The sequence below is a fragment of the Streptomyces sp. NPDC086080 genome (genome assembly GCF_044540255.1).
Taxonomy (GTDB): Bacteria; Actinomycetota; Actinomycetes; order Streptomycetales; family Streptomycetaceae; genus Streptomyces.
The window spans coordinates 1-5,408 of the sequence record NZ_JBITRU010000084.1 but is presented as its reverse complement, the minus strand read 5'-3'; the positions used below and the strand labels follow the sequence as shown (position 1 = coordinate 5,408).

General features: G+C 67.6%; 8 protein-coding genes. 5 read left to right on the top strand and 3 right to left on the bottom strand.

Going from position 1 to position 5,408, the window contains the following annotated elements; genetic code table 11:
* Nucleotides 1–89 precede the first annotated feature (89 nt).
* The 3 genes from ACIF9R_RS37940 to ACIF9R_RS37930 all read left to right on the top strand — a co-directional run bounded on the left by ACIF9R_RS37940 (nucleotide 90) and on the right by ACIF9R_RS37930 (nucleotide 1,793).
* Nucleotides 90–533 (top strand): HIT family protein, encoded by a 444-nt coding sequence (locus ACIF9R_RS37940; RefSeq protein WP_399987636.1) that lies wholly within the window; start codon nucleotides 90–92, stop codon nucleotides 531–533.
* Between the two features lie 127 nt (nucleotides 534–660).
* Nucleotides 661–1,239 (top strand): GNAT family N-acetyltransferase, encoded by a 579-nt coding sequence (locus ACIF9R_RS37935; protein ID WP_399987634.1) that lies wholly within the window; start codon nucleotides 661–663, stop codon nucleotides 1,237–1,239.
* Between the two features lie 47 nt (nucleotides 1,240–1,286).
* Nucleotides 1,287–1,793 carry a GNAT family N-acetyltransferase gene (locus ACIF9R_RS37930; RefSeq protein WP_399987632.1) on the top strand — a complete coding sequence of 169 codons (507 nt, stop codon included), beginning with the start codon at nucleotides 1,287–1,289 and terminating at the stop codon, nucleotides 1,791–1,793.
* A gap of 10 nt (nucleotides 1,794–1,803) precedes the next feature.
* Here ACIF9R_RS37930 and ACIF9R_RS37925 read toward each other — a convergent pair whose 3' ends face one another.
* Nucleotides 1,804–2,991 (bottom strand): integrase, encoded by a 1,188-nt coding sequence (locus ACIF9R_RS37925; protein ID WP_399987630.1) that lies wholly within the window; start codon nucleotides 2,989–2,991, stop codon nucleotides 1,804–1,806.
* A 146-nt stretch (nucleotides 2,992–3,137) separates the two neighbouring features.
* Here ACIF9R_RS37925 and ACIF9R_RS37920 point away from each other — a divergent pair, with 146 nt between their 5' ends.
* Entirely contained in the window at nucleotides 3,138–3,632 is a 495-nt protein-coding gene (locus ACIF9R_RS37920; protein WP_399987628.1) for a hypothetical protein, read from the top strand.
* 588 nt (nucleotides 3,633–4,220) lie between these two features.
* On the opposite strand, the gene ACIF9R_RS37915 is transcribed toward ACIF9R_RS37920, so the two are convergent.
* Entirely contained in the window at nucleotides 4,221–4,589 is a 369-nt protein-coding gene (locus ACIF9R_RS37915; protein WP_399987626.1) for a helix-turn-helix domain-containing protein, read from the bottom strand.
* A gap of 3 nt (nucleotides 4,590–4,592) precedes the next feature.
* Between ACIF9R_RS37915 and ACIF9R_RS37910 the strand changes: the two genes are divergently transcribed.
* Nucleotides 4,593–4,715 carry a hypothetical protein gene (locus tag ACIF9R_RS37910; protein ID WP_399987624.1) on the top strand — a complete coding sequence of 41 codons (123 nt, stop codon included), beginning with the start codon at nucleotides 4,593–4,595 and terminating at the stop codon, nucleotides 4,713–4,715.
* A 70-nt stretch (nucleotides 4,716–4,785) separates the two neighbouring features.
* Here ACIF9R_RS37910 and ACIF9R_RS37905 read toward each other — a convergent pair whose 3' ends face one another.
* Entirely contained in the window at nucleotides 4,786–4,989 is a 204-nt protein-coding gene (locus ACIF9R_RS37905; RefSeq protein WP_399987622.1) for a hypothetical protein, read from the bottom strand.
* Nucleotides 4,990–5,408 lie beyond the last annotated feature (419 nt).

The window sequence follows — 5,408 nt, the reverse complement described above, 5'->3', positions numbered from 1 at the left end:
GCGGCGAACCGGCTTTCCCTGCCCTGCTCCGCAGGAGCTTCGTTTCCTCCCTGCCCTGAAGGACGGGGTATCCACGAAGGAGAACCCGGATGACGGACGACGGATGCATCTTTTGCGCGATAGCGAGAGGTCAGGCGGACGCCAGCATCGTCCACGAAGACGACTCGGTGATCGCTTTCATGGATCTCCGGCCCGTCACCCCAGGCCACTTGCTGGTCATCCCCAAGGCACACGCGGTGGGACTGGAGGATCTCCAGGAGGACGTCGGCGTCCAGGTCTGGAAAGTTGCGCATCAGCTCGGACGCGCACTGCGCCGATCAGGCTTGCGATGTGAGGGCGTCAACTTGTTCCTTGCGGACGGGGAAGCAGCCTTCCAGGAGGTTTTCCACGTCCACCTGCATGTCTTTCCCCGCTTCACAGGTGACCCCTTTCGCATTGATGCCGACTGGCGCGTCCAGGAACGGGACCGACTCGACAAGACGGCTGCTGCCGTCCGTGGCGGCCTCGCTGCCCTCGACGCCGGACAGCGCTGACGACCACCGCTCACCACACAGCGGGACGGCGGGACGCCATCCGCGGCGGCCGCGGCTTTCCGGAGAAACCCGTTGCGAGTGACCGGCATCGGTTGTCTGATGGTTGATCACCGACCAGGGAGGGAATATGAGGGCGTCGTTGCCCACCCCCTCGTTGCGCACCGCTCGGCTTCGACTGCGTGCCTTCGAAGACACGGACGCGGACGACCTCTTCGCCCTGCACAGCAGCGCCCACATCCTGCGTTACTGGGACTCGCCACCGTGGACCGAACGCTCGCGCGCCGAGAAGTTCCTCGCTACGTGCCGGCGGATGGAACAGGAGGGCACCGGGGCGCGGTTGGCCGTGGATCGTGTCTCCGACGGGGCGTTCATCGGCTGGTGCACCCTGCACAGTTGGAATCCGGACTTCCGCAGCGCGTCGTTCGGCTACTGCTACGACGACGCAGTGTGGGGCCAGGGCTACGCGACCGAGGCCGCACGCGCTCTGCTGGGGTGGGCGTTCGACACGCTGGACCTGAATCGCGTCCAGGCCGAGGCCGATACGCGCAATGCGGCTTCCGCCCGTGTGCTGGAGAAGCTGGGGTTCGTGCGTGAGGGGACGTTGCGGGAGGACTGCGTCGTCAACGGTGACGTCTCCGACTCGTGGGTCTACGGGCTGCTGAGGCGGGAGTGGCAGCCGTCGTCCGAGCCGGTTCCCACCTCCTGAGTTCCGTCGCTCGCCGGTCGAGCACCGCTACCCGCACAAGGAGTCTCGTGCCCGACGTGTCGGTTCGCCTCGCAGGCATCGCCGAGCGGCCCGTGGTGGAGCGGCTGTGGCTGATGTTCCGTCACGATCTGTCGGAGTTCGACGGTCTGCTGCCTCACGCTGACGGAACCTTCCGCAGCGACCGGCTCCACATGGCCTTCTCCGATCCCGACTGGGCGCCGTACCTCCTCACATGTGGTGACAGCCCCGCCGGGTTCGCGTTCGTCCGCGGTCTGACCGCCCCGGCGCGCGTGCTGAACAGCTTCTTCGTGGTGCGCGGCGCCCGGCGGACGGGGATCGGGATGCACGCTGTTCAGGAGATCACGGCCAGGCACCCGGGCCCGTGGGAGGTCGCGTTTCAGGATGCCAACGTCTCTGCCGTGCGCTTCTGGCGTCGCGTGGCCACGGCGATCGCCGGCGACGCATGGACCGAGGAACGCAGACCGGTACCAGGTCGGCCCGACGTGCCTCCTGACGCCTGGATATCGTTCGACACTCCCCTGCCGGCCAAGTAGGTAGGGGTCATCAAGTGCCTTCTGCCGCACGGGCCTTCGCCCGGGCCGCGTGCAGTGGGTTGTTCGTCTTGCCGCGGGCGGGCTCGATGTAGTGCCTGCGGACCGTGGGGGAGCCGGGCTTCCAGCGGCCCTGGGCGGTCGGGTCTCCTCCCGCTTCGGAGATCTCCTGCGCGGGTCCCCGGCGCAGGCCGTGTGCCGTCACCGCGCGGCCGCCGGGGTCCCTGACCCCGGCGAGCCGGGCCCGGCTCTTGACGATGTTCCCGATCGCGTCGGGGCTGAGGAAGTCGCCGCGCGGCCCGGAGCGCTGGCGGATGGTGCCGCCGCGGGTGATGTGCCGGAACAGCGGGCCGGAGGTGATGCCGTGGCGGCGCAGTTCCTCCAGCCACGCGCGCACGCGGGCGACCGGGCACAGGGCCGGGGCGTCCGGGTCGGCCGGTACGAAGGTGTCCTCGCCGTGTGCGGCCTGGTCGGTCTTGGAGAACGCCACGCGTACGGTCACGCCGTCGTCCTCCACGGCCAGGTGCTCGATCAGGAGGTTGGCGAGCTCGCTGCGGCGGGACAGCATGCCCCATCCGAGGGTGAGGAGTGCGGCGTCCCGCAGGGCCTTCGGCCGCTCGCGGTCGTCGGCCGCGGTGCAGGTCGCCACCATGGCGGACAGGGCGGCGGAACGGATCGGCGGCGCCTTCCTGGGTGCGCGGCGCCGGGCCCAGTCCCGGGCGTGCTTCCGGAGGACCTGCCGGGCCTCCTTCGTACCGGGCTGCTGACCGTCCGGGTGGGCGGAACGGATCGCCGACATGTGGACCTGGACGGACGGGGGCGCCAAGTCCCGTTGTACCAGGTGCCCGACGTACTCCACGAACGTCGCCGTGGTGCACGGCATCGGCACCCGGCCGTGCTCCGCGCACCAGGTCCTGAACTGCCCGAGGGCCGAGCCGTACGTGCGGGAGGTGTTGGCGGGCGGTGCCCCGTCGATCAGGTCGGCCGTCTCCCGCGAGATCCGGAAGTCGGCTTCGGTGTACGCCGGCAGGTCGGCCGATGTCGGGATCGGAGCGTTCGGGCGGAGCAGGGTGTGGCGGTCGACGAGCGGGCGGGGTGGCGCCGCCTCCGCGAGGGCGGGGAGCGCCCGGTCCTCCCGGTCCCCCTCGTCATCCTCGACCAACTCGGCGTCGACCACTTCCACGGCACTGGAGCCGGTCACTTGGCCCTCCGTCAGACTAGCCTCGTATAACGGAAATTATACGAGGTAGATGCACCGTGCCATCAGGCTGGACGGCGGGGGCCCCGGAATACACACTTCCCATGGAGAACCCGGAGAACCGGGTAAGAATCTGCCGGAAGGTTCCAGTGAAGATCACCATTGAGGGGGCGAGCGAGGAGTTCGCGGAGAAGGTCATCGTCCTCGCCGCCCAGGAGGGCGCGGAACTGAACGTCATTGCCGTCGACACCGGCTGGACCGTCAACCGCGCCGAACGCTATCTCCGTTCGCTCCCCGCCGGCGCCCGCCGGTTCGCCGCGATGGTCGTGGTCGACGGCGACGGATACATCGAAGCCGAGCAACTGCGCCGGGCGCTGGGCAGGCTCAACGGGCCGACCGTCGCCCTGTCCCGCGCGATGCCGCGCGGTGTGCGCGAAGGCTGGTGGCCGGAGGGCACCCGCGCGCCCATCAGCCCGGTGTGGGACCCGGACAACCCCAGCTGGCACAAGAACATCGCCTACCGGATGGCCAAGGAGGACGTACCGATCTTCCGGGAGGCCCTTGCTCGCATGGCCACCACGCAGAAGGCCGCCGGGGGAGAGGCCGTGCCCGCTGGTGCCGGTGTCCGGGGACCCGGACGGTAGGCCGTACCAGTACGAGACGACCCGGCCCACCGGCACCGTCATCACCCAGCGTGTCAACGGCCTGTCCCGGCACTTCGAGCTGACCCTGCGAGCCGCACGTTCCGGTCCGATTGAACTCCTTAACCACAGAACGGAAGCTCGAATCAGGGGAAGCAAAAGAGCAGCGTACGGAGGTACAGCAGCCGCCCGGCCCCCAAGGCCGGGCGGCGGAACCCATCACCGGCCTCGCCCCGCTTGCTAGTGCTGCTTGTTCGTCACGGTCGGCACCACCCGAGACTCAGAGCCGCTGATGCTGTCCACGACCTGCAAGTGCTTCACGAGGCTGCACGCGAAGCGAGCTCAGCCACGTCGTTGCCCGGCCGCCCGCAGGTCACCTTGAAGCATCAGATAGGGAAGATCGGGTGTTTCTGCAGGTCAAAGGGTTTCTGGTGGGGCATGTGTGACTCCTCAGCAGTGACATAAGGTCGCTCGAATGTCACTCCTGGGTAGACAGAGCTCCCTTGGGAAGTCAGGAAGACTGACATCAACGCACGCGCGAGGTCAGCATTTCTGACTTCCAGGCCGGGTTCGATCTCACCGCGTCTTCGCCTACGCCTGAGGCGGGGACGTCGGTGCAGGAGTTGTGTCACCCCAGGGGTGACACAAGTCGTCGTAGTCGGTGCGCCGGTGCTTCATCGCAGCCAGAAGTTCGAGGTTCACGCGCGTCAGGTTGGTAATGGGCTCGCCCGTTCGTGGGTCGAGGCGTCGCTGCGAGGCAATGAGCTTCTTCTTGATCAGCTTCGCCTTCACCCGCTTGACCGTTGCGATGGACGTGCCGCAATCATCGGCGAGGCGCTGCTGGCCCGGCCAGCAGTACCCGTGATCGTCGGTCCTGTTGCAGTAGGCAATCAGAAGCAGCTTCTCGGGCCCGTCCAGTCCCTCGGCATCAAGCACCATCGCGATGTGCTTGATGGTCACGCCATGCCTCCCCTGGTGCTCCCGTTGCCGGCCGTGGCGGGCAGCCTCACGCACCAGGCCGAGGACGGCCTCGCAGCGACGGTCCTGAAGTGGCCGCGCTGGTCCAGCTGGAGTTCGGTCGGCTGACGGAGCGAACGTGTGACGGTGAACGGACTGGTATTCGTCCCGGCGGCGAGGTGCCGGATGCTGGGAGGCATCATTCCGCCGCCCGCCCTGCTGCGACGCCGGCCGACTCGGTGAGTACGGTCAGCGCGTCGGCGTCGGACTGTGCAGTATCGGGCAGCTCACCGTGGAGGTGATGCACCGCCGCGTTCACCGCCATCGCGGTCTGCTGCATCGCGTCGACCGGGATATTGCCGGGGCCGAGTGAGAAGTGGGGCCAACTCAACGCGCCTGGCACGTGCGGAGCTGCCTCCTCGAGCGAGCCCGTAGTCCGGTAGTGGGGCGTCACGGTCTAATCCGTCCCGTCGACAATAGCTGTACGAGCACCAGTTCGAACACGGCAGTTATCGGCACTCGGTCGAACGTGCACATTCACGCTCAGCCAGAGGCAACTCCCCCGTGCGAGTTCGCGTCGGACTGGCCCAATGATCAACATAAGTCACGCAAAGTAATCGGGTGCCTCGATCCCGCTACCGGGATCTTGCTACGCGGCAACAGGCTGTGGCAACGATCGTTTCTGTCATGAGTAACGATCGTTCCCGCCTGGGCGCTTCCCCGCTAATACTCCAGCTGTAGATCGTGATCTTCATGTCTGGGATGCGGCTTGTCGCTGGTAGTGACTGGTGCGTGATCGTGCCTGGTGGCGGCGGCGCCAGT